We start from the raw sequence: 20,765 nt of genomic DNA, 5'->3' as shown, positions 1-20,765 counted from the left end.
GCCGATCGCCCGGCCTGCCGGAGGCACCGGCCCCGGACCGCTTCGGTCCCGGGCCTCCCCGCCTCCCGCCCGCTGCACGGACGGCGTCACGGGCGCACCGGCCGGTGTCCGTGCCGGAACCGACGACGGCGATGGCGCCGGCACCGGGGCGGGCAGGGGCGTCACCGCACCCGGTGGGACGGGCTCCTTGCCCGGTGCCGCGGGTGCGCCGCCGGTCCCCGTGTCCCCGCCGGTACCGGCGGCGGCCGGTCTCGGGGCCGACGGGACCCGTGCGGGCAGGGTGCGTCGCTGGACCGGGGCGGCGGCGGTCGACTTGGTCAGGGGTGCCCGCGCCGTGGCGGGGCGGGCGGGGGCCGGCTGCACCCGGATGCCCCGCGCCGGGGCGGCGGGCGCGGGAGGAGCGGACGGCACCGGAAGGACGGCGGCGGGCCGCGCCGACGCCACCGCCGGCGCGGACGCGGGGGCTTGAGCCCCGCCCGCCCCGCTCACCGCACGGTCCACCGCGGGTCCCGGGACGGGTCCCGCCACCGGCACCACCGGCACGGGGCGTTCGGCCGGCGACGGTGCCGGTGACGCCGGCTGCCGGGGCGGAACCGACGTCAGGTGGTCCAGCAGGCCGCCCGACCGGCCGTCCAGGACCGCCGGCGAGGGCGCGCCGGTGAACGAGGGGTTCTGCCAGGTGGCCAGGCGGCCGCCGAAGCCGGGGTCGGCGACACCGGCGGCACCCCCGCCCCCCGCCGTCCGCTGCACGGGCGGCAGGGAGGACCAGGCGGCCGTACGCGGGCGTACCGGCGCGGGGCCCGCGCCGGCCGCCGACGCCGTACCGGCGCCCGCGACGTCCGGCCCCGGCGCCGGTGCGCCGCCCGCCGCCCCGCGGTCCGCGGGGCGGCGGAAGCGGTCCAGGAAGCCCATCGCTCAGCCCTCCGCGCGCGTCACGAGGGACGCGATGCTGTCCGTGTAGCGGCGGCGGTCGTGGTGTTCCAGGTCCAGGATCTCGTCGTGGCCCCAGTGGAAGTGGAAGGCGACGTACGCGATCTCCTCGTACAGCCGGTCGGTCGCGTACGTCACGATTCCCCCAGGCGGCTCCCGCCGAGTTCGACCTCGAAGGGCTCCGCGCAGTGCGGGCACTCGACGGTCGCGCGGGTGTGGCCCTCCGCGTTCACCTGGCGGTAGAAGTCCTGGAGGAACGCCAGGTCGGAGGCGAACATGTTCTCCACGATCCCGTCGTGGACGAGCGGGAGCGTGCCGAGGCGGGTGATGACCCGGCCGAGCAGGACCACCGACAGGTACGCCGGGTTCTCCTGGACGCGGATGTCCCGCAGCGGGACGAGTTCGTCCCGTGCCGTCGCCAGCCGCATCACGCCGTCGCGGTGGACGGTGCCCGCCTCGTCGACGTAGCCCCGCGGCAGTTCGAAGGGGAACTCCGTCCGCAGGCGCTGCGCGACGGGCGCGGGCGCCGGCGCCGCGGGCGGGAGCGGGGTGTTCTCCTGCTCCCCGCCCGCGGGCGCCGCCGCCCGCACAGCGGAACGTCGCATTACTCGATGACCAGTTCTTCGAACGTGATGGTCACCGTCTCGGTCAGCGCGGACGCCTCGCCGGCCTTCACCGTGCTGGTGTCGATCTTGCTGCACCAGGCGTTGCGCATGTTGTACCGCTTGACCGGGTTGTTCTGGTAGTCCATCACCATGATCGTGGCGTTCTTGCGGGCGGAGCCCATCACGCCGTTGATCGACTCGGTGATCCACAGGTTGAACGCCGCGGACTGCGTCATGCCGCGGACGACCGTGCAGGTACCGGCCTTCTTCACGCCCGGCAGCTTCTTGGTGACGGGCTTGCCCTGCGCGGAGACCTGCTGGTACTCGATGACGTCCTGTTCCAGGCTGAGGCCGCTGACCTCGGCGAGGTACTCGACCATCACGCCGTCGATCTGGAGGCCGAAATTGTGCGAAGTGAGAGCATCACCCGGCTGGAGACTCATCTGGCTTTCCTTCTAGGGGAGTTGACTGCGGTCGGGGGTGGCGGGAGGAGCGGTTACTCCTCCAGCTCCCCGTTGCCGCTGGAGAACTGGGCCAGCCGGAAGATGACGAACTCGGCGGGCTTGACCGGCGCGATGCCGATCTCGCACACGACGCGGCCGACGTCGACCGACTCCGGCGGGTTGGTCTCCTCGTCGCACTTGACGTAGTACGCGTCCTCGGGCTTCGCGCCGAACAGGGCGCCGCTGCGCCACTCGTTGACCAGGAACGCCGAGACGTTGCGCCGGATCCGCGCCCACAGGGCGTGGTCGTTCGGCTCGAACACCACCCACTGGGTGCCGATCAGGATCGACTCCTCCAGGTAGTTGAAGTACCGGCGGACGTTCAGGTAGCGCCAGGCCGGGTCGGAGGAGAGGGTGCGGGCTCCCCAGACGCGGATGCCGCGGCCCGGGAAGGCGCGGATGCAGTTCACGCCGATGGGGTTGAGCAGGTCCTGCTCGCCGCGGGTGATCTGGATCTCCAGGTCCACCGCGCCGCGCACGACCTCGTTGGCCGGGGCCTTGTGGACGCCGCGCTCGGAGTCGTTGCGGGCCCAGACGCCGGCGACGTGGCCGCTCGGCGGGACCAGGCGGGACTGGCCGGTCGCCGGGTCGAAGGACTTGATCCACGGGTAGTACAGGGCGGCGTACTTGGAGTCGTAGCCGGCCGTCTCCTGGCGCCAGACGCGGACCTGGCGGGCGTTGAGGCCCGGCGGCGGGTCGATGATCGCGACGCGGTCGCCCATCAGCTCGCAGTGCGCGATCAGGCCCAGCTGGACGGCCTTGACCTGCTCCAGGTCGATCGCGCCCCGCTGGTAGGCGGCCATCAGGTCGGGCACCGCGACCATGGAGATCTCGTCGACGGCCTCCAGACCGCCGAAGCCGGTGCGGTCGGCGCTGTCGCCGAGGTACTGGGCGGGGCCGGCCTGCTGGGCACCGGCGGCCGGGGCGGCCGGGGTGGCCGGGGCCGCGGCGGGCGGGGCGGCGAGCGCCACGGTCTGGTTGTCCGGGCGGGCCAGCTGGGCGGCGGGCGCCGCCTCCTGCACGGTGATGAGCTTGGAGCGCTCCTTCACCTGCGTGACGACGTAGTTGCGGCCGCCCTTCTTGGCGGTCACGTCGAAGGTCTCGACCGGCTTGTCGCCGTCCTTGACGATCAGCTTGAACCGCTCGGCGGGGCCCTCGCCCTCGGGGTCGGCGACCTCGACGCTGAGCGGACCGGAGCCACCGGCCACCGCGGTCACGGTGAACGTCCCGAGCTGCCGGGGCTCGCCCTGCGGCAGCGCGGCGCGCTCGTCGCCGCCGGTCACCGCGGCGGGGGCGGCGGACGCCTCCCCGGCGGCGCCGCCGGCGGCACCGCCCACGCGGACGACGTACGCGGCGCTGCCGCCGTTGTTGAAGAAGCCGTAGACGGAGTGCGCGAGGTAGTACCCGTCGGTGAAGTCACCGAACGCCGCCACGTACTGCGTCCAGTTGGTGACCAGCGTCGGCTCGTTCAGCGGACCGGTCGGCGCGAGCCCGACGAAGGCCGCCACCGAGGTGCCCACCCCCTCGATCGGGCGTGAGCCGCTGGCCACCTCCTCGACGTAAACGCCGGGCGACAGGTAGGACGGCATGCTCTGCTCTCCTCGGGGTACGAGTCAGGTCGGCTCTCACCCTCACGCGCGAAGCGCGCCCGTCGAAACGTCCTCCGGTGCCGGAGCGAGGGCACGAAGCGTGCCCGTAGGGGCAATGCGGGGGCGTCCTTACTTCCGCAGCCCGCCGTACTCCGCGCGGTACGCGTCCTTCTCGGCGTTCGTGGGCGTGGCCGGACGGGTGTTCCGCAGGGGCTCGTGCTGGGCGCCGGGGGTGCCGGTCAGCGCCTCCTCCACGTCGGTCCCCATCGTGAACACCTGCATGCTCCGCAGGTCCACGGGGCCGCGGGCCTGGATCTCGCCGCCGTTGTAGAAGCCGACGTCGTGCTCCGGACCGACCTGGACGGTGACCATCATGCCGACCTCGTGCTCGCCCTGCCTGCTGTATCCCTCCACGAACTGGGCCCGGTCGCCCGGCCCCATGCCCGAGGCGCCCACGGCGGCACCACGGGCGATGTCCTCCCGGGGGGCGAAGGGGATGAACGAGGTGTTGTGGGTGTCGAAGTCCGGCAGCCACCCGGAGCCCAGGGGCGGGATGACACCCTCCCCGATCACCTGGTGCCAGGTCGGGTGCCAGCGCGGGATGCCCCGGTACAGCACCAGACCGCCGTTCAGGTAGCGGGTGATGTGCCCGGCCAGTTCCGGATCGACGGCCCCGTTGTTCACCGCCACGTCGTGGATGAAGGCGTTCCCGCCGGCCGGGGTCGTGAAGTGGTAGTAGGCGCCCTGACGGGTCGTGGCGATCGAGGTGTCGCCGACGCGCAGGGAGATCGTCGCCGGGCCCTGCTGTTCCTGCTTCGCCCCCTTCTGCCAGGGCAGCCGCATGCGCTGTACGGCCGCCTCCCCGTGGCCCGCGGACCGGTCCGGACCCGGCCCGCCCTCGCCCTCCCGCCGTTGCGGTACCGGACCCGCCATCACCTGACGGGCGTTGGCCTCCGCGGCCTGTTCGAACCGGTCCGAGGGATCACTGACCCGGAGGCCGCCGCCGTTGTCCGTGCCCGCCACGGGGCCCTGCCGCTGCTGGATGACGTGCGTCAGTTCGTGGGCGAGGGTGTGCTTGTCCGCGCCGCCCTCGCCGAGGACCACGTGGCTGCCGGAGGTGTAGGCGCGGGCCCCGATCTCGGCCGCGGACCGCTGCGCCACCGTGTCCGTGTGCAGCCGCACGTCGGAGAAGTCGGCGCCCAGCCGTGCCTCCATCTCCGTGCGCGTCCCGGTGTCGAGCGGGGTGCCCGCGTCGCGCAGCACGTCGTGCACCGCGGACCGCTGCACCGGGGCCGCGTGCCCGCAGCCGGGGCCGTGCTCGTGGCTGCCGCGCGCCATGGCCGCGGTGACCGCCGCGTTGCCGGCCGCACGCTGCAGGGCGGTGACGGCGGCCGGGGCGAACCCCCCGCCGGGCAGCGTGCCGAGCGGCGCCTCCGAGGGGCCCCGCGTGCTCCGCGCGGCCGTCCGCGGGGCGGGCTTGCCCGCCCTGTTCCGCGCCTCGTCCACCTGTTGTTCCCGCATCATCCGCCTTCCGGTGGTCCGGAGTCCCAGGTGCGGCCGCCCGACTGCGGTTACACCACTGCCGTGAGCATGATGCGAACGGCCGCCCCGGGTCGCGCAAGGGTTCGAGGGCCCCGCCCCGAGCAGACTTTCTGCCCGAAAGGGCCGTCCGCGCGGTCGCGCCGGGTCCGGGGTCCGCCGTTCCGCGGTCCGGTGGCGGAACACCCGCCCCGGTCCGCCACGCTCCCCCACCCGCCGGACGAGGCGTTCGTCCACGGCGTGCCGCCCCGAGAACCCTTGTCCGCAAGGGCAGTGAGGTCTGCCCCCGGCGATCCCCGACCCCTCACGGGGCTTCCCGTAACGTCCTCGTGTGAGCCTGTGGACCTCCCTCGAACCCGCCTCCGTCACCGTCGATCCCGGCAGTACCGCCGGCGTGCGGCTGCGGGTGCGCAACACCGGTGACGTCGTCGACGAGTACCGCTTCGAGCCGGTGGGCCCGACGGCCCCCTGGACGACGGTGGAGCCGCCGACGCTGCGGCTCTACCCGGGGACGACGGGGACGGTGGAGCTGACGTTCTCGCCGCCCCGCACCCCGGACGCGACGGCCGGCCCGAACCCGTACGCCGTGCGCGTCACGCCGACCGAGCACCCGGACGCGGTGACCGTGCCCGAGGGCAACCTCACCGTGACGCCCTTCAGCGAACTGCGGGCCGAACTCGTGCCGCCGACCGTGAAGGGCCGCTTCCGGGGCCGTCCCCGGCTCGCCGTCGACAACCTCGGCAACACCCCGCTGACGGCGTCGGTGAACGGCAGCGACACGGGCGACCACCTGTCGTACGACATCCGGCCGGGCAGCGTGCGGATCGAGCCGGGGCGCGCGGTGTTCGTGGACGCGACGCTGCGGCCGCGGCAGATCATCTGGTTCGGCGCGAAGGAGCAGCGGCCGTACGCGCTGGCCGTGCACAGGTCCGGGAAGAGCCCGGTGGCCGTCGACGGCACGTTCGTGCAGCGCGGTTTCCTGCCGCGCTGGCTGGCCACCGCGCTCAGCATCTCGCTGGCGCTGGCCCTGACGTTCCTCTTCCTGTGGATCGGTCACAAGCCCCGTGTGATCACCGGGGCGGTGGAGCGGACGGAGAAGGCCGCCGCCGTCGAACTGCCCGTCCTGCCCAGCCCGCAGGCGTCGGCGCCCGCGCCGAAGGCCTCGGAGGCGGCCCTGCCCGACCTCGCGGCCGAAGCCGGGGGCGGGGAGGACGGCGGCGGCTCGTCGGCCGGCGGCGGTGCGGCCGCCGGGGAGGAGCCGAAGGAGAAGGACGAGCAGCCGAGCGGCCCGCTGCCGTTCAGGCCGGGTGACGGCCCCAACCTCTTCGTGCAGTTCGCGCAGGTCAGGATGGAGAAGTTCCGGTCGGAGGACCCGTGCCGGCTCACCGCGCCGCACACCAAGGGCGTCATGGACGCGGCGACGGTCGCGGCGCTGAAGTGCTCCCAGAAGAAGCTCGACGACGTCTACGACGGCGTCATCGTGAAGACGGACGGCCTCGGCAACCTGGGCCGGTCCACCATGACGGCCCTGGTGATGGCCCACTTCAGCACGGACGTCTCCGGCGTCCAGCCAGGTGACGACAGCCCGGAGATCGTGTGGGTCAACAGCGCGCTGCTGTGGGCCGGTCACGACACCTACGGCGACGACGTCGTCGCGGCGCAGATCCAGCACCTGCGGGCGAACATGCAGTACCTGCAGAGCTCCCAGAACCGCGCCCACGCCCTCGCGGACGACTCCCTGCGCACCCGGGTGCTCCTCTACCAGCAGGCGATGGGGCTGCCCGCGACCGGCACCATCGACGGGGCGACGTTCGCGCTGCTGCACGGCGGGAAGGTCAGGTCGCAGGACAGCCCGGGGAAGATCACCGCCGACCCCTACCCGCCGGCCCCGGCCGCCGACCGGTGACCGACCGGCCGCCGACCGGTGACCGACCGGCCGCCGACCGGTGGCCGGTCGGCGGGAGCTGCGCGGAGGCCGGCGGCGGGGGCGGCGGGGGCAGGGGAAGCGGCGTCCGGGGGCAGTGATCGTGCCCCGGAGTCCCTGACCGCCTCCGCGGGGACCCCCTAGCGTGGGTCCGTGAGCCTGTGGACCTCTCTTGAACCCGCCTCCGTGACCGTCGATCCCGGCGCCAGTGCCCGTGTGCGGCTGCGGGTGCGCAACACCGGTGACGTCGTCGACGAGTACCGCTTCGAACCGGTGGGGAGCGTGGCGCCCTGGACGAGGGTCGAGCCGCCGACGCTGCGGCTCTACCCGGGGACGACGGGGACGGTGGAGCTGACGTTCTCGCCGCCCCGCACCCCGGACGCGACGGCCGGCCCGAACCCGTACGCCGTGCGCGTCACGCCGACCGAGCACCCGGACGCGGTGACCGTGCCCGAGGGCAACCTGACGGTCACGCCGTTCACCGAGGTCCGCGCCGAGCTGGTGCCGCCGACCGTGAAGGGGCGGTTCCGGGGGCGGCCCCGCCTCGCGATCGACAACCTCGGCAACACCCGCGTCACCGCCTCCCTCAGCGGCACCGACACCGGCGACCGGCTGGCCTACGACCTCCAGCCGGGCAACGTGCAGATCGAGCCGGGGCGCGCGGCGTTCGTCGACGCGACGCTGCGGCCGCGCCAGATCATCTGGTTCGGCTCGAAGGAGGAGCAGCCGTACAGCCTGGCCGTACGGCGGTCGGGGGCCCAGCCCCTGGAGGTGGACGGCACGTTCGTGCAGCGCGGTTTCCTGCCGCGCTGGCTGGCCACCGCCCTGAGCCTGAGCCTCGCGCTGGCCATCGCGTTCGTGATGATCTGGCTGGCCTACCGGCCCCAGGTCACCAGCCTGGCCAAGGAGAAGATGGAGCAGGCCGGGGCCACCGCCCTGCCCGCGCCGAGCCCGAGCGCCCCGAGCAAGGCGAACGCCGTTCCGCCGCCGCCCCCCGCCGAGGAGCCGGAGGAGGAGCCGGAGGCCTCGGCCACCCCGGACGCCGGGGACGGCGGTGGCGGTGGCGGGGGCGGCGCCTCCGAGGAGCCCGAGTCGAAGGAGCGGACCGCCGCCACCGCCGTGCAGGAGCTGGCGGCCCGCAGCGAGGGCCGGCACATCTGCTACCGCGCCTACGTCGCCGACCGCGGCTGGCAGGACCCGGTGTGTGACGGCGCGGAGGCGGGCACGGTCGGCAAGAACCTGCCGATCAAGGCGCTCAACATCGCCGTGTCGGGCGTCAAGGGCACGGCGGGCAACGGCGCCTACGTGGTCGAGGGCTGGAAGACGGGCGACAAGTGGGCCTCGGCGGCCGACGGCGTCGACATGTACTTCGGGTCCACCAAGGAGTCCCTCTCCCCGCTCCAGGGCTACACCATCAAGGTCAACGACGGCTCGGTCTGCCAGAACGCCCACGTCGCCGACAAGGGCTGGATGGGCCTGGGCTGCACGAAGCCGGGCGACTGGATGTACGGCGGCAGCCCGATGGAGCAGGCCAAGAACCTGGAGGCGGTCCGCTTCACGGTCTGAGGCCGTCCGAAGCCGTCCGAAGTCACCGGGGGCGGGTGGGAACGGGGACGTTCCGCCCGTCCCCTCCGGGCAGCGGTCCCGCCCCCCCGGCCCCCTGACGGGCCGGCCGTCTACCAGCCCGCCCCGCCCGGCACCAGGCGTCCCGCCTTGCGGTACTCGCGGCGGGCGCCCTCCATCAGGTCCTCGTCGCAGACCGGCTCGCCCCGCCCGGCCGCCAGGTAGGCGGCGGTCACGACGGCGCTGCGGATCGAGCCGCCCGCCAGCTCGAAGTCCTTCGCCGTCGGGGACGGGTCGATGCCGGGCGCGCACGGCACGTGGGAGAGGCAGTGCCGCCACAGGGCCACGCGCTGCCCGGCGTCGGGGAACGGGAAGTCGACGACCAGGTCGAGCCGGCGGGTGAACGCCTCGTCGATGTTGGCGCGCAGGTTGGTGGTGAGCAGCGCGATGCCGTCGAAGGACTCCAGGCGCTGGAGCAGGTAGGCGCTCTCCATGTTGGCGTAGCGGTCGTGCGAGTCCTTCACCTCCGACCGTTTGCCGAAGACCGCGTCGGCCTCGTCGAACAGCAGCACGGCGTCGGTGCGGTCGGCCTCGGTGAAGATGCGCTCCAGGTTCTTCTCGGTCTCGCCGACGTACTTGTCGACGATGGAGGAGAGCTGGACGACGTAGAGGTCGAGGCCGAGTTCGGCGGCGACGACCTCGGCGGCCAGGGTCTTGCCGGTGCCGGACTCGCCCGCGAACAGGCCGAGCACGCCCCGGCCCCGGCCGCCGCCCGCGCTGAGCCGCCAGTCGCCGAGGACCCGGTCGCGGTGGCGGGCGCGCAGGGCGAGTTCGCGCAGCTGGGTCAGGGGCCGGTCGGGCAGGACGAGGTCCTCCCAGCCGACCGCGGGCCGGATCCGGCGGGCGTGCCGCTCCAGCCCGGACGCCGACTGCTGCCGGGCGGCCAGGCGGACGTGGGCGGCGGTGAGCGGGCCGCCGTCGAAGGCGGCGAGCGCGAGGGCGCCGTGGGCGGCCCGCGCCACCCGTTCCCCGCCCAGCCGGTACGGCGCCACGGCACTCGCCAGGTCGAACGCCTCGGCCTGCGGACCGAGCGCCGCCGCCCAGGACGCCGTGGAGCCCGCCTGCCGGCGCGGGGCGTCCAGGACCAGCGGGTCGTGGGCGCACCAGTGCGGGTCGTAGGGGCGGGGGTCGGTCAGCAGCACGGTCACGTCGGTGGCCGCCGTCAACGCGGCCATCAGCGCGGCCGGTTGTTCGGGCAGCGCGGACAGCACGACGGCCCGCCCGCCCAGCCGGGCCTCGCGCAGCAGCTCGGGGACGCGGTCCTCGGGACCGGTGTAGCGCAGGGCGCCGAGACCGGCCGCGTCCAGGGCGGCGGCGATGCCGGCCAGTCCGTCGCCCTCGCGGTGCTCGCGCAGGTGGACGGTGAGGGGGCCGTGCCGCAGCCGGGCGGCGAGCCGGGCGACGAAGCCGGCGTGGCCGTCGTCGTCCCCGGCGGGCAGCACCTGCGGCATGGGCAGGAGGTGGCCGTGCAGGGCGGCGTCCGGGGTGTCGTCACCGAGGAGGTGGGCGAGGAGCCGGTCGGGCACGCGCAACGAACGTGACAGAAAAGGGCGTTCGGGTTCCTCGACGTCCAGCAGGCCGAGCGCGCGCAGGGGCGCGGCGGAGTGGAAGCGGGCCCGCGCCGCCGCGAGGTGCGCGGGCGTCCCGCACAGTTCCAGGGCCAGTCCGACGGTGGCCCGCCGGCGGCTCACGTCGTCGTTGAGGTAGCCGTAGAGCGGCTCGAAGCCCCGGTCGAGGTCGGGGGCGAGGGCGATGAGCAGGACCGCCGTGTCGAGCGGGGTGAGGGCGAGCCGGCCGGCGAGCCGGTCGAGCGGGTCGCCGTCGGCGGGCGGGGGGACCGTGTCCGGCGGCGGGGCGGGCGGCTCCGCGGTGAGCAGGTGCCGTACCGCCTCCTCGGAGAGGTAGAGGCCGCGCAGCGGGTCGTCGGCCGTGGGGTCGCCGGCGGACCGGTGGGCGACCAGGTCGGCGACCCGCGCGCGCAGGCCGGCGAGGCGGGCGAGCAGGGGGGCGTCCGTCATCGGGGCTTGCGGGCCTCTCGGGCGGCCGCCACCTGGTGCGGGCGGTGGGCGCGTTCGCCGGAGGCGGGCGGGTCGCCGTCCAGGCCGCGGACGCGGACGGCCGCGCCCTCGGTGACGGGCGGTCCGGCGTCGTACTCGGGGAACGCCGGGAAGGGCGCGGTCACCACCAGGTCCAGGGACGGCTTGAGTTCACCGCCGAGCGCGGACCAGATCTCCGCGAGGGACCGCGACTCGGTGTGCAGTCCGGCGACCGTCAGCGGGACGGCGAGGCCGAGGGCGCCCAGGGCGCCGGGGAGTTCGTCGGCGGGGAGCAGCTCGCGCGGCAGCAGGGTCGCCAACACGGCGGACAGCAGACGGTGTTCGTCCTGCGGGGTCCGGGTCCACGCGGTGACGAGGTACGACAGCCGGAACCAGCGCGGGGGCTGGCGTCGCCGTACGACGATGTTCCGTTCGTCGCGGACCGGGACCTGGCCGCGCTGCCGCCGGGACACGTCCTCGCGGATGTCGTACAAGTAGGCATTGATCGTGGGGGCGTTGCGGCGGGCCGCCCAGTCGCGGGTCGGTGCCTCGAAGGAGACGTCGATGCCGGAATCCGTCAGCGCGCCCCCGCCGAGGAGGCCCTTGAGGACCTCGTCCACCTCGTGGATCACCTTCGCGCGCTCCTCGACCGCCCTGCCGGGCGGCTTCTTCCGTCCGCTTCTTCCGTCCGTACGGCGTACCCCGCCGAGTGTGCCGTCCGGGTGGCCCGGACCGCAGGCGCGCCGGGGTCGGCCGGCGGGCAGCGGCCGTTGCCCGCGTGTCCGCCTTCGATTGCCCGTTCGGTCAGATGTAGCCTTCCCGGAGGGCATGTGCGACGGCGTGCGCCCGGTTGCGCAGGTGCAGTCGTGTGGTGAGCCCGTGCATGACGTTCTTGACGGTCCGTTCGGAGTAGGACAGCTTGCTGGCGATCTCTCCGGTGTCCAGGCCCTCGGCGACCAGCCGCAGCACGTCCACCTCACGGGGCGCGAGCCCCAGCGAGGGGGCGCCGGGCCGGTTCGCCGCCCCCCGGTGCAGGCTGCCCACCTGGCTGATCAGCCGGCCGAGCAGATCTGCGGGCAGGTCGCCGTCGCCGCGCGCGGCGGCCGTCACCGCCTGCACCAGCCGGTTCGCGGTGGCCTCGCGGCGCCAGACGATCGCCCCGACCCCGCACTCGATGACGTCGAGCAGTTCGTTCTCGCGGATCGTGCCCACGACCAGCACGGCCCGCCCGCCCTCGCTGCGCACGACCCGGCGCAGCCGGGCCAGCGCGGCCTCGTCGAGGGAGTCCTCGATCAGCAGCGTCACCGTGCCGACGCCGGGCTCCGCCCGGATCTCGACCTCCGGGCGGGTGCGGAGCTGGCTGACGGCCCCCTCGAGGGAGAGGGGGTCGCAGGCCTGCACGGAGACCGGCGTACGGCGCGGGCGGCCGTGCAGGCCCGCGCCGGTACGGGTACCGAGGTGGGCGCTGATGGCGACGGTGGCGGTTTCCGGTGTCCGGGGTGCGCTGAGCAACCGTTTCCCCCCTGTTCGCGAGCCCGCCGTCCGGCGCGGACCGGCGGCGGGAGGACGTGTTCCACCCTTCTGTGACGGCTGGGGCGGGCGCAATCGTGGAGCACCACGAGGCGCACCACGAGACCAGCGGACCGGCCACCACGAGAGACTCCGTGCGTGGGCATCGCGGCAGGTCAGAGGGGGTGCGGGAGGTGAGGTGCGGGAGTCGTGGAACCTTCCGCGCCCGGCCGTGAGCATCGCCACAACGACCGTACGCCCTCGGCGGAACCCGCGTACGGGTTTTCGCGTCCAGCCCAGGAGGCAGGCATGACCGGACCGCTGCGGGAACGCGAGCGGGCGCACGCGCTGCTCGCGGCCGAGGCCGAGCGCGCCCGCGCGGGCGGCGGCCGGTTCGTCCTGCTGCGCGGAGCCACCGGAACCGGCCGCTCCGCCATGCTGGAGGCCGCCGTCGCCCACGCGGCCGGCCGCGGCCTGCGCGTGCTGCGCGCCCGCTGCTCCCCCCAGGACACCGCCGTGCCCTTCTCCACCGTCCTCCATCTCCTCGGCCCCGTACCGGAGTTCGCCGACCCGACGCCCGGACTCGACGACCGCGGCAGTGCGGCCCGGCTGTGGCGGGTGCTGCGCTCGTACGCCGAACGGTCCCCGGTGCTGGTGGCGGTCGACGACATCCACCTCGCGGACGAGTCCTCCCGGCGCTGGCTCGTGGAGGCGGCCCGCCGGCTCGACCGATTACCGGTACTGGTGGTGGCCACCGAACGCAGCCAGTACGACATCGACCAGCGGCCCGCGGGTCTCACCCACGCCCTCTCGCCGTCCCTGGTCCGCACCCACACCCTCGCCCCGCTCACCGACGACGCCGCCGTCCACCTCGTGCGGACCGCCTTCCCCGCGGCCCCCGACGACTGGACCGCCGACTGCGTCCGGGCCGGCGCGGGCAACCCGCTGCTCCTGCACGCCCTCCTGGACGACCTGCGCGACACCCCGCCGCCGATCCCCGTGCCGCGGACCTGCGCCGCCCTGTACCCGGGCTCCTACCCGGCCGCCGTCTCCTGGTGGCTGGAGAGCGCGGGCCCGGCGACGGCGGAGACCGCCCGCACCCTGGCGACCCTGGCGACCTTGGAACGGGCGGACCGGGACCACCCCGAGGCCCCGCACCGGACTTCCGCCGCTCCCACGACGGCGGCCGCTCCCACGACGGCGGCCGCTCCCACGGCTTCCGCCGCTCCCACGGTCTCCGCCGTCGCCGTCGCCCCGCTCGCCGCCACGGCCGCCCTCCTCGCCGACGCCACCGGCGCGGACCCCGCCCGGGTGGCCGGCTGGCTCACCGCGATGACCCGGCTCGGGCTGCTGCGGGCGGACGCGCGGGGCCGGCCCCGCTACGCGCACCCCCTGCTGCGGGACGCCGTGCTCGCCGGCTGGCCGGCCGCCCGCCGCCGGGCCGCGCACCTCGCGGTCGCCGAGGCCATGCTGCGGCGCGGGGACCGGGCCGACGGCGTGGCACGCCAGTTGCTGGGCAGCGGGCCCGCCGGACCGCCCTGGGTACTGCGGGTGCTGCGGGACGCCGCCGCCGCCGCCGTCCGCGAGGGCCGCCCCGACGACGCGGTCGGCTACCTCCGCCGGGCCCTCGCCGAACCCCTCCCCGCCGACCTGCGCGGGCGGCTCCTGACCGAACTGGGCTCGCTGGAGTACGCCTCCGCCGACACCCCCGCCGGCATCCCCCGGCTCGCCGAGGCCCTCGACCTCCCGGCCGAACCCCGCGACCGGGTCCGCACCGCCCTCGCGCTGGGCACCGCCCTCACGGGCCGCGGCGAGGTCCGGGCGGCGGTGGAGGTGCTGCACGCACTGGAGGACCGGCTGACCGGCCACCCCGACCTGCTCCGCACCGTGCGGACCGCGTCCGCGCTGCTGTCCGACCAGGACCAGACGGTCCGCCGCGAGGCCTACCGCCGGCTCGCCGACACCGCTCGGCACTCACCGGAACTGGTCGGCGCCACCGGCCAGGCCCTGCTCGTGCGGTACGCGGCGACCGCCGGGGCGAGTTCGGCGCGGGCGGCGATGGCCCGGCTGCGGGCCCTGCTGACCGAACCGGCGGAACCGTTCGCCGAGCCCTTCCTGCTGGGCACCACGGCGGCCGTCGCCCAGTGGGCCGACGAACTCGACGAGGCGGAACGCCTGGTGGAACGCGGCCTGGCCGGCCAGCGCCGCTCCCTCCTGCACCCCATGCAACGGGCCCTGCACAACGTCCGCCTGGACATCACCGCGGCCCGCGGCGAGTACGCCCGCCTGCTCACGGACCTCGGCACACCCACCGGCGGCTTCACCCCCACCGGCGACCCCACTCCCACCGGCGGCCCCACCAACGCCGACGCGCACACCCTCCTGGCCCTCGTCGAGACCGGCCGCACGGCACGGGCACGGCAGCTCGCGGCCCGCTTCGACCTGCGCGACGCGCCCGACTCCTGGGAGCTGAACCGCTTCCTGTACGCCCGCGGCACCCTCCGCCTCGCCGAGGCGGACACCGCCGGCGCCCTGCACGACTTCCTGGAGTGCGGCCGCCGCCAGTCGGCCCGCACCGTGCTCAGCCCCGTGGTCACCCCCTGGCGGACGGCGGCGGCCCGCTGCCGACTGGCCCTCGGCAGCCCCCGGGAGGCGCTCGCCCTGGCCGAGGAGGAACTGCGCCTGGCCCGCGTGTGGGACACCCCCCGCACGGTCGGCCGGGCCCTGCGCGTCCTGGCCCGCGTGACCGGCGGCCGACGCGGGCTGGACCTGGCCGAGGAGGCGGTGGCCCTGCTGCGCGACTCCCCGGCCGACGCCGAACTGATCGCCGCCCTCCTCACCCGGGGCCGCCTGCTGTCCGCCACCGGCGACCGGTCCCGCGCCCGCGAAAGCCTCCGCGAGGCCGCCGAACGCGCCGAACGCCTGGGCGCCGTACGCCTGCGCTCCCGGGCCGAGGAGGCCCTGCGCGCGGGCGGCGCCCGCCGCGCCGCCACCGCGCACACCGGCTCCGCCTCCCTCACCGGCAGCGAACGCCGCATCGCCGAACTGGCCGCCGTCGGCCGCAGCAACACCGAGATAGCCGACCTCCTCCACGTGGCCCGCCGCACCGTGGAGACCCACCTGACCAGCACCTACCGCAAGCTCGGCATACGCCGCCGCGGCGAGCTGGAACAGGCGCTGCGGGGGGAGGCCTAGCATCGGCCCGGCACCGGCCCAGTACCGGCCCGGCACCCTACGCACCCTCCGCCGCCGCCCGGAGCCCGAGCAGGTCGTCCCGGTCCTCCAGGTGGGCCCCGCCCGCCGGGTCGGTCAGCAGGGCGCGGGCGGCCGGGGCCGGCAGGCGCAGGACCACCGGGGTGGGGAGGGTGACGTCCTGGACGGCGGTCGACGGCCGTCCGCCCCGCACCCGGTCGGTGACACGGGCGACCACGCGGACGTCCAGCGTGAACTGGACCAGGACGGAACGGAACTTGGGCTTGTGGACCGGCATCGAGCCGGCCGCGTTCGCGGCGGTCGCCGTCGCGCTGCCCGAGCCGTCGGCGGTGCCGAGGAGCTGGTTCATGCGGAACTCGTCGGCGTTGAGCACGCCCGCGCCGAACAGCCCGCGCGCGGACGAACCGTGCTCGTTCGCCTGCTGTCCGTCCGCGCCCGTGGGACGCGGCGCGTCCAGGCCGCTCTGCGCCACCGTCTCGAACGTCATCTCGTCACCGCCCCCCAGCACCCGCCCGCTCCGCAGCCGGGCGTGCAGCGAGGCGCGCAGGTCCTGCCCCGAGGCACCGGTCGCGTGCACCGGCGGCAGGTCCACGCCCGCCGCCGTCAGCAGCGGCAGAGCCGAGATCAGCCACTCGGTGGAAACCGCCTCGCGCAGCAGGTGGTACGCCGCCTCGCCACGGGTCCGGAAGCGGTCACCGCCACCCGCCCGCCGTACGGCGTCGTCGACCGCCTGCCGCACCCTCGGCGCCCCCGAGAAGCCGTTGACCTGCGCCTCCATCGGCAGCCGGAGACCGCCGGCCCGCCACGGCCCGAGCCGGTCGGCGCGCGCGTCGTCCGCCCCCGCGGCCCGGTGGGCTCCGGCCTGTGCGGGCGGCACGGGTGCCGTCCGGGCCAGGGCGTTCAGGTCGGCGTCGAGCACCCGGTGGGTCAGGGACAGGCCGTCGAGGCGGGTGAGGGCCACCCGGCGGTCGCCGGACCAGATCTCCAGGCTCGCCTGGACCGGTACGTTCATCCGCGACGACGGCGCCTTCGCCTCGGCCACCGTCTTCGTGCCCAGCTGGGCCCGCCCCGTCGACGCCGTACGGCGCGTGTCGCTCCAGCCGAGGCCCAGGCCGGCCGCCCCGCCGACGCTCTTGAGCTGTCCGGCCCCGCCGTCCGGCTTCCCGGCACCGGCCAGGACGGCCTCGACGCCCCGCGAGTCGCTCTCGTCGTGGGCGGACGCCTGCTGCACGGCGGCGGAGGTGATGTACTCCATGTCCCGTCCGTCGGACGCCGCCTCCACGTACCTGCCGGGTCCGGTCCGCCGTACGGTGAACACCGCGCGGTAGGGCCGTCTGCGTCCGTCGAACAGCTCCACCCCCACCCCGCCGTCCATCGCGCTCGACAGCAGGCCCGCCGCACCGTCGCGGTCCAGCACCCGCAGCAGCCGCTGCACGTTGTCGTTGCGGTCCGCCGACTGCGTGCGCGGCAGCAGGTCGTCGGCGAGGGACCGGTCCAGGCGGCCCCGCATCCGCTCCAGCAGCGGCACGAAGTCGGGCAGGTCCTCGATCATCCCGAAGCCCAGCGGCAGGTGCTGCGCCAGCCCCGGCACGGGGGCGGGCGGCACGAGGGGTCCGGGGCGGGCCCCGGCGGCGGCCGACGTCTCGCCGGCCCGCGCGGGCTCCCCGTCCTTCGCCGGGGCCCGCCCCGCGGGCGCGGTCTCCGGCCCCTTGGTCTCCGGCCCCTTGGCCTCCGCCCCCGGCACCCGCAGTCCCACCGCCCGTACCTGAGCCTCCGTCAGCCATACGGCGACCGCGCCCGGCACCGTGCGCCCGCCCCGCGCGACGTACGGCCCGCCGCCCGTGACCGCGACCTCCGCGACCATCCGCAGCACGAGATCGCACTGGACCAGGTACAGCGGGCTCTTGCGGGAGGTGTGGGCGTTGCGCTCGACCGTGCCGGACAGGGTGAGGGCGGAGCTGTCACCGCTGCCGAGACCGCGGCCGGCGGACACGCCCTGCCCGAGGCGCCACTCGCCGCCGTTCTCGGAGCCCGTCAGCCCGCCCTGCACGGCGGTGTTGCGGCTGACCCCCTCCTGCCCGGTGACCTGGTGGCCGCCCAGCACGAACGTCTCGGTGCCGGGCCCCGTCCCCTGGTGCACGATCCGCGGGCCGGTGAGCGCGAACCGGGTGCCGACCGAGCCGGACAGCCCGGCGAGCCGGCGCGGATGGCGCAGGTTCTTCACGACCCACCCGGCGGAGACGCCCTGCCGCAGGGCGGCGGTGACGGCCTGCGGGCTGAAGCGTTCCTCCAGGGTGATCCGGGGCGCGAGGCCCTCCGTCTGCAGGGCCCGGTCCTCGCGGGCCTCCCTGTTGCGGGCGGCGGCCTTCGCCAGCAGCTCGAACGCCAGGTCCCGTACCGGCTGGGCGTCGCCGACGGTCTCCACCAGAGTCCAGTCCCGCACCCCCTTGCCGCCCGTCTGCCGCGGCGCGAGCCCGGCGAGGTCGCCGATGCCGGCCGCCGCGAACTCCGTGGGGACGTCCCGGTGCCGGGCGGCCCGCGCCGCGGTCGCCGAGTCCAGCCGCTCCTTGCCCGCGCCGTCCAGGGTGAACGCGGTCGGCGTGAGCAGCCGGACGTCCTGCTCGTCCAGCCGCAGCCCGCCGACGAGCCGGGCCTCGGGCGTGTCCTGGCCGGGCGCGCCGGGGGTGAGCGCGCGGGCCGCCTTGCGCTGCCGGCTGGTCATGGTGACGTCGACGCTCAGCCCGAGCGCCGCGCCGAACGCGCTCGCGTCCTCGGAGCCGTTGGTCAGGACGTCGGTGCGCACGGTCGGCCCGCCCTGCCCGCGCCGGGTCGTCGTACGGGTCCGGTCGGCGCGGACCGAGGCGGTGAGGGCGCCGGGGATCAGCCGGAACTGGCCGAGGGCCATCCCGCCGATGGTCCGCGAACTCGCCCGCCCGCTCTGCGTGGTGGAGGTGACACCGGTGTGGCTGCGCACCAGCCAGTCCTTGGCGTCGCCGAGGTAGCCCGTCTCCCGGAGCGATCCGGTGACCCGCAGCTGCACGTCGTGGGCGTGGAAACGGCTCTTGCGGCGCAGCCGCACCCGTACGCCCGTGGACAGCAACTGGTCCTTGTTGACCCGGAGGTTGGTCTCCGACAGGACGGTGACCAGCTCGCGGTAGTTGCGCCGCTGGACCTCCGCCTCCTCCGCGCCGACGTCACCGCCCTGCCGCTCGGCGCCGAAGGCGGGCAGATAGCCGGCCAGGCGCGGATCGGTGCCGAACAGGTCGAGGACGGCCTTCATCATCGGCGCGGTGTCGAGCCGGCTGATGGCCACGCTGGAGCCCATGGCCCCGAAGGGAAGGTGCCGCACGACGTGCGCGGGTGCCTCGGGCACCTCGGCCTCCTCACCCGGCCGTGCCGTCTCCCGCCCGGCGGGGGTCCCCGGCCCGGTGGAACTCCCGGGCTGGCCGTCCCGGACCGGTGCCGTCCCGGCCGCCTTCCGCTCCGGCCGGGTGAGGAAGTCCCCCGCCCCGACCCCCTCGGGCAGCGGCAGCCCCAGCTCCCGTGCCTCGTCGGCGCGCAGGCTGATCCACACCTTCATGGTGTGGTGGGCCGTACGGTCGCCGCGGCCCGCCCGCACGAGCGGCGAAGCGGGCCCCGTGCCCTCGGCGGTGAGCCGGACCGTGCCCAGGTACAGCACCTTGTCGCCGCGGACCTCCGCGCCCTGCCGGCTGGACACCGTCTGGTCGGCGACGGTGAACCGGGCCTTGCGGGCCCCCGCGAGCGGCATGGCGGTGGCGCGGACGGCGGCGGCGTTGCCGAGGACGCCGACGCCGATCGCCGGCCCGACGCCGAGGGTGCCGCCGCGGCCCTTGCCCGCCGTGTCCGTCACCGAGTGCTGGGTCTGCTGGTGGGTCCGCAACTGCGTCTTGCCGGTGGCCCAGCCGGGGGCCAGCCGGGTGATCGCGGCGCGCATCCGGTACGTCCCGGTGGTGGATCCGTCCCGGCTGGTCAGGTCCTCGCCGACGACGCCGTCGCGCAGCAGCCGGGGCATGTCCTCCAGGACGGTCGAGGTGGCCGTGGCCTCGTACAGCCGGGCCCGGCCGGGTGCTCCGGGACGGGTCAGGGACGGGTGCAGCACGGAGGCGACCGCGTCGAACAGGCCGCCGCCGCCTCCGTGCGGGGCGGCGCGGTCGGCGACGGCGAGGGGAGCCATGGAGTCGGCCAGGGACACCGCGCGGGCGGTCTCGGCGCTCAGCGGGCGCGGGCGGCGCGGTGCCCCCGCGGTCACCGGCACCAGGTGTTCGGTGGGCACCCGCATGGTGAGGGAACCGGTGCCGGCGAAGGTCTGGGCGCCGGGGGTGCCGTCCTTGGCGACGCGGACGCCGTAGCGGACCCGGCGGGGCACCTCGACGGACCCCTTGTCGCTGCGCAGGACGCGCGGCTCGGCGGTGCCCCGCTGGGTGCGGGTGTCGCGTGCGGACTGGAAGGGCTGTGCGGACGCGGTCATGGCGCCGCCCACCCAGACGCCGGGGGCGACGGGCGCCAGCCCGAAGCCGGTGAAGGTCGCGCCCTGGGCGGCGGAGGAGCCGGTGGACCGGGCGACGGAGGCGGAGGTGTTGTGGTGCACGTCGATCTTGGTGGCGGCGCCGAGTGGGTCCCCGCCGCCGGGGGCGAAGGTGCCGGGCCGGTCGTCGTCGGCGGGGGTCAGGGTGACGGTGACGTCGTAGCGGTCCCGGCCCTTCGGCCCGGTGACGGCGAAGGCGCGGCCCCGGCCGTAGAAGGTCTCGGGGCGGCCCGCCAGCTCGGCGGCGATGTCGGCGATCGTCCCGTCGCGGTGCCCGATGACGGTGACGAGGGTGGTGGCGACGAACTCGTGCCCGGTGAGCCGGTACGCCGACGAGAGCCCGGCGGCCTCCAGGTCCCGCAGGTACGGCGGGAGTTCGAGGGAGTCGTCGGCGACCTCGGCGACCGGCGCGGGCACCGCGAGCGGCCGTCCGCGCGACCCTCGCGCCCCGGCGGGCCCGCCCGCGGTCACGGCGCGGGCGGTCGCCGCGTTGCCCGCCGCCTGCTGGAGCCCGAGCAGCGGGTTCGCCGCGGTCGCCACGCGCGGGGGCAGGGGGGCCCGTTCGGGGGCGCCGCCCTGCCGGTGGTCGTCCGTCGTCCGCCGCTGTCCATGCACGCGCGTCAGCGTAGGGAGGCGCGGGCGGCCGGAACGGGCCCTGGGGCGAATGTTCAACTCCCGTACGCCGAACGGTCGACGGAGCGGCCGCGCAGCACGAAAGCCCAGGTGGGACGGCCACCGCCGGTGCCCC

Annotated in this window: 12 protein-coding genes; 3 read left to right on the top strand and 9 right to left on the bottom strand. The window is 75.7% G+C overall.

The window, feature by feature from the left end:
* Positions 1–915 precede the first annotated feature (915 nt).
* The 5 genes from ACGFQC_RS10515 to ACGFQC_RS10495 all read right to left on the bottom strand — a co-directional run bounded on the left by ACGFQC_RS10515 (position 916) and on the right by ACGFQC_RS10495 (position 5,148).
* Entirely contained in the window at positions 916–1,068 is a 153-nt protein-coding gene (locus ACGFQC_RS10515; protein ID WP_363087579.1) for a DUF6760 family protein, read from the bottom strand.
* Positions 1,065–1,535 carry a hypothetical protein gene (locus ACGFQC_RS10510; protein ID WP_363087578.1) on the bottom strand — a complete coding sequence of 157 codons (471 nt, stop codon included), beginning with the start codon at positions 1,533–1,535 and terminating at the stop codon, positions 1,065–1,067. Before ACGFQC_RS10510 ends, ACGFQC_RS10515 begins: the two co-directional genes overlap by 4 nt.
* Positions 1,535–1,978, bottom strand: coding sequence for a phage tail protein (locus ACGFQC_RS10505; RefSeq protein WP_363087577.1), 444 nt, complete (start codon positions 1,976–1,978; stop codon positions 1,535–1,537). The genes ACGFQC_RS10510 and ACGFQC_RS10505 overlap by 1 nt, the downstream gene beginning before the upstream one ends.
* A gap of 53 nt (positions 1,979–2,031) precedes the next feature.
* Positions 2,032–3,627 carry a phage tail sheath subtilisin-like domain-containing protein gene (locus ACGFQC_RS10500; protein ID WP_363087576.1) on the bottom strand — a complete coding sequence of 532 codons (1,596 nt, stop codon included), beginning with the start codon at positions 3,625–3,627 and terminating at the stop codon, positions 2,032–2,034.
* Positions 3,628–3,756: 129 nt separating this feature from the next.
* Positions 3,757–5,148: a DUF4157 domain-containing protein gene (locus tag ACGFQC_RS10495; protein WP_363087713.1), complete on the bottom strand. Its 1,392-nt coding sequence runs from the start codon at positions 5,146–5,148 to the stop codon at positions 3,757–3,759.
* Between the two features lie 349 nt (positions 5,149–5,497).
* Here ACGFQC_RS10495 and ACGFQC_RS10490 point away from each other — a divergent pair, with 349 nt between their 5' ends.
* A complete protein-coding gene (locus ACGFQC_RS10490) occupies positions 5,498–7,072 on the top strand; it encodes a peptidoglycan-binding protein (protein WP_363087575.1) in 1,575 nt (524 codons plus the stop codon).
* Positions 7,073–7,243: 171 nt separating this feature from the next.
* The gene (locus ACGFQC_RS10485) at positions 7,244–8,656 is read left to right on the top strand and encodes a hydrolase (RefSeq protein WP_363087574.1); all 1,413 of its coding nucleotides are present in this window, start codon (positions 7,244–7,246) and stop codon (positions 8,654–8,656) included.
* Positions 8,657–8,766: 110 nt separating this feature from the next.
* Here the strand turns inward: ACGFQC_RS10485 and ACGFQC_RS10480 are convergent, their stop codons facing one another.
* The 3 genes from ACGFQC_RS10480 to ACGFQC_RS10470 all read right to left on the bottom strand — a co-directional run bounded on the left by ACGFQC_RS10480 (position 8,767) and on the right by ACGFQC_RS10470 (position 12,219).
* Positions 8,767–10,731: an ATP-binding protein gene (locus tag ACGFQC_RS10480; RefSeq protein ID WP_363087573.1), complete on the bottom strand. Its 1,965-nt coding sequence runs from the start codon at positions 10,729–10,731 to the stop codon at positions 8,767–8,769.
* Positions 10,728–11,381: a DUF4255 domain-containing protein gene (locus ACGFQC_RS10475; RefSeq protein ID WP_363087572.1), complete on the bottom strand. Its 654-nt coding sequence runs from the start codon at positions 11,379–11,381 to the stop codon at positions 10,728–10,730. Before ACGFQC_RS10475 ends, ACGFQC_RS10480 begins: the two co-directional genes overlap by 4 nt.
* A 172-nt stretch (positions 11,382–11,553) precedes the next feature.
* Entirely contained in the window at positions 11,554–12,219 is a 666-nt protein-coding gene (locus ACGFQC_RS10470) for a response regulator transcription factor (protein WP_363087712.1), read from the bottom strand.
* Between the two features lie 348 nt (positions 12,220–12,567).
* Here ACGFQC_RS10470 and ACGFQC_RS10465 point away from each other — a divergent pair, with 348 nt between their 5' ends.
* A complete protein-coding gene (locus ACGFQC_RS10465; protein WP_363087571.1) occupies positions 12,568–15,453 on the top strand; it encodes a LuxR family transcriptional regulator in 2,886 nt (961 codons plus the stop codon).
* A gap of 37 nt (positions 15,454–15,490) precedes the next feature.
* On the opposite strand, the gene ACGFQC_RS10460 is transcribed toward ACGFQC_RS10465, so the two are convergent.
* Entirely contained in the window at positions 15,491–20,632 is a 5,142-nt protein-coding gene (locus ACGFQC_RS10460; RefSeq protein WP_363087570.1) for a hypothetical protein, read from the bottom strand.
* Between the last annotated feature and the right edge of the window lie 133 nt (positions 20,633–20,765).

The sequence above is a fragment of the Streptomyces sp. NPDC048734 genome, assembly GCF_043198675.1.
Taxonomy (GTDB): domain Bacteria; phylum Actinomycetota; class Actinomycetes; order Streptomycetales; family Streptomycetaceae; genus Streptomyces.
Note: the sequence above shows the minus strand (reverse complement) of the source record. Positions and strands in the feature narration are given on the sequence as shown.